Origin of the sequence: uncultured Planktosalinus sp. (assembly GCF_963973675.1) — a bacterium.
Lineage (GTDB): Bacteria > Bacteroidota > Bacteroidia > Flavobacteriales > Flavobacteriaceae > Planktosalinus.
In genome coordinates, this window is the sequence record NZ_CAXBAN010000304.1 from 1 (window position 1) to 3312 (window position 3312).

Consider the following 3312-nt stretch of genomic DNA (forward strand, 5'->3'; position numbering starts at 1 on the left):
CCCAAATACTGATGACCATGGGAACCTGCATTACGCCTGCGGCATTTAATGTCTCAAAAAAATGGCCTTCGCTGGTACTCGCATTTCCAATGGTTCCCCAGGCAACTTCATTACCGTTTTTAGAAAAGTTTGAAAAATTATTGACTTCAGAAACGTTTCTGAATATTTTTGAGGCTTGCGCAAGGCCTAACAACCTAGGCATTTGACCTGCAGTTGGTGAAATATCAGGGCTGGAATTTTTCTGAGCGGTTAAATTTTTCCAGCTTCCATCATCATTTAAGCTATGTGTTGAAAAGTGGCCACCCATTTGTCTCCCGGCTGCCATTGGCTCATGTTCAAGATCTGTATGACCATATAGTCCAGCAAAAAATTGTTGAATAGTCATTTCACCAATAGCCATCATAAATGTTTGATCACGGTAATAACCTGATCGCCAGTCACCATTTTTGAATGCCTTGGCCCAAGCTAATTGTGGAACTTCTTTTCCGTCACCAAAAATTCCGAATTTAGCTTTCCCGGTTAAAACTTCACGTCTTCCTAAAAGACTACATTCTCTACTTGTCACAGCAATTTTATAGTCTTGAAGTACTTCAGTTTTAAATTCGTTAAAAGAAATCTGATTTTTAGTGTCTGATTTGGTCTGCATAGGAATTATTTTGAATTGCAAAAGTAACTAAAACTAAATGGTTTTGCAATTGTAGAGAGTACAAAGCATTACTTTTTTAAACAGTGTTTTTCATTGGTTTAAATTATTTATCTAACAGAGTACTGTTAAATAGCTTTAAAATTCGTTTGTATTCGTCCGTCCAGCTGCTTGGTTCAACAAACCCATGATCTTCTGCAGGGTAAACGGCCATTTCCCAATTGTCTTTTCCAAGTTCAATTAATCTTTGTGCAAGTCTTACAACATCTTGAAAATGAACGTTTACGTCTACCATTCCATGAGCAATAAGAAGATTTCCTTTTAAGCCTTCAGCAAAATAGATGGGAGAGGAGCGCCTGTAGGCAATTGGGTCATTAGATGGTTCGTTCAAAATATTTGAAGTATACCCATGGTTGTAATGGGCCCAATCTGTTACTGAACGCAATGCAGCACCACTTTTAAAAGTTTCACTCTCATTGAACAATCCCATAAGAGTAATAAAACCACCGTAACTTCCTCCATAAATACCAATTTTATCAGTATCTATATTTAGTTCTTTAACTAAATAGCCGGCACCATCTACCTGGTCAGATAAGTCTTTTCCTCCCATATGTCTATAAATAGCAGTTCGCCAGTCTCTTCCATAACCAGCGCTTCCACGATAATCGATGTCTAAAACAGTATATCCTAAATCTGCCAACAAATTGTGAAACATATACTCCCTAAAATATGAAGACCACCATTTATGAACATTTTGAAGGTAGCCGGCTCCATGAACAAAAATTACTGCGGCACCATTTTTTGTTTCAGGGGCCGGGGTGTAAAGTCTTGCAGGAACTTGCTCTCCATCTGAAGCGGTAAAGTGAATTAACTTAGGCTCTCTCCAATTATATTTTTTAAATTCTTCTGATTGACCTGAGGTAATTGGAGTTTCTTTTACGTTGGCGATGTTTGGTTTGTAGTACAGCTCCCAGGGACGGTTACTAAAGGAATGTCTGATTACCATGAATTTTTCATCAGGAGATAAGCTTACTTCATTGTTTCCTGTGAGATGGGTTAATTTTTCCATCTTGCCACCCATCAAAGGCATTTTGTAAAAATGGCGTTCTCCGGGGTGGACCTCTGAAGTTGTAAGATACCAGTGTTTTTTATCATTGGAAATATATGGGTTAAATACTTCAAAATTTCCTGCTGTTAGTGCTTTTTTTCTCCCATTGTTGACATTTTGAATGTATAAATGAGAATATCCGGTAGCTTCAGATTGATAATAAATATGTTTGTTGTCAGGTAGCCAACCCAGTGTCCCACCACCCATTGACCAGCCAATTCCAGGGCCGGCAACCCAGGCTTCATCCCTCTGTCTGTCTAATGTTTCAAGGTTACCTGTTTCCAAATCAAGTTTTGTAATCCATCGATCTTTGTTGTCTTTTGAACGAACGTTTACAATAGCATGGTTTCCATTATCAGAAAAATATGCTCTTGAAAAATAGACCTCTCGAGTTTTTTCTTCCCATTCTTTATCAGGATAGTCCTTTACATAATCGGGCAGGTCTTTAATTCCAGGCAAATTGTTCTGATTGACAAAATAGACCGTATCTTTTTCAATATTATAAACTGCTAATTCAATTTGAGTTGTGTTATTTCCAACTTTCGATCTTGTATTTAAATCTACTGTATAGCCAGAAGCATCTATAAAATCAGGTACTATGGTTGGGTCTGAATTTGAGGAGTCATAGAGATTGAAAGTAACATATTTTTGATTGGGAGATACGACCATATTTATCATACTTTTTTTGTCAAGGAAAAATTCAAAGGGAGATTTATCACTGGTCATTGTTCTGTAGCTCTCTGAATTTTTCTTTTTTTCTTCCCTTTGATTTATTATTTCAAGTAATGAAAGGTTATCAGTTTTTAACCATTCGTTTTTATCAGATAATTCTTTGTTCTTTTCCTTTGGAGCTTCTCCGGGTTTAATATTTGTAAGCTTTTTTAAAATTCCATTTTCAAGATTGTAAGTGAAGGCGTTATTTTCAAATTGAAATGCAATAACCTTGTCGTCGAAAAGAAAGACAGGGTTGCTGATTCTTCCGGGCATTTGTAGTAAGTCAGTAGTTTTTTGAGTGTTGATATCATATAGCTTCAGTGTGTTTTCTTTAGAGAAAACCTTATGTGATTTTGTGCTGTTAAGTTTTCCACCAAAAGGCACTAAATCCTTTTGAATCTTCCAGTTTACTTTTTCAATTTTAGTGGGATTGGTAATAGCAACTCTGTAAAGAGAATCATCTGGATTATTGTCAAGATTATAGTTAAAATAAATAAAAGCACTTTGGTCACCCCATTTAATATCAGATGGAAATGTGCCCATCCACTTTGGGTCTTGCATTATTTTTTCTACTGAAAGCGTTGATGTCTGGGCGGTTGCTAATACCCCAATAAGCAAAAATAAAATGTTGAAAAGTAAATTTTTTGTCATTTTTAAGAATATTTAGTTTATTGATTTTACGAAACTACACTTTTTTAAATAAATTAAACTGTGATAGACAGATTCTAGCGAACCTATATTAAGCTGAATAAATGTTTGAAAATTAAAAATTTAATACTAATTTTGCACTCCTTTTTGCAACTGATGAAAATGAAAAGGGAATAATCATAAATCAAATAGTAACACT

Annotated in this window: 2 protein-coding genes; both read right to left on the reverse strand. The window is 35.6% G+C overall.

Features of this window, described 5'->3' with window-relative positions:
- The coding region (locus AACY61_RS10940) for a thiamine pyrophosphate-dependent enzyme (RefSeq protein ID WP_339611618.1) at positions 1-646 on the reverse strand (646 nt) is incomplete at its 3' end.
- A gap of 103 nt (positions 647-749) precedes the next feature.
- A complete protein-coding gene (locus AACY61_RS10945) occupies positions 750-3116 on the reverse strand; it encodes a prolyl oligopeptidase family serine peptidase (protein WP_339611619.1) in 2367 nt (788 codons plus the stop codon).
- Positions 3117-3312: the final 196 nt, after the last annotated feature.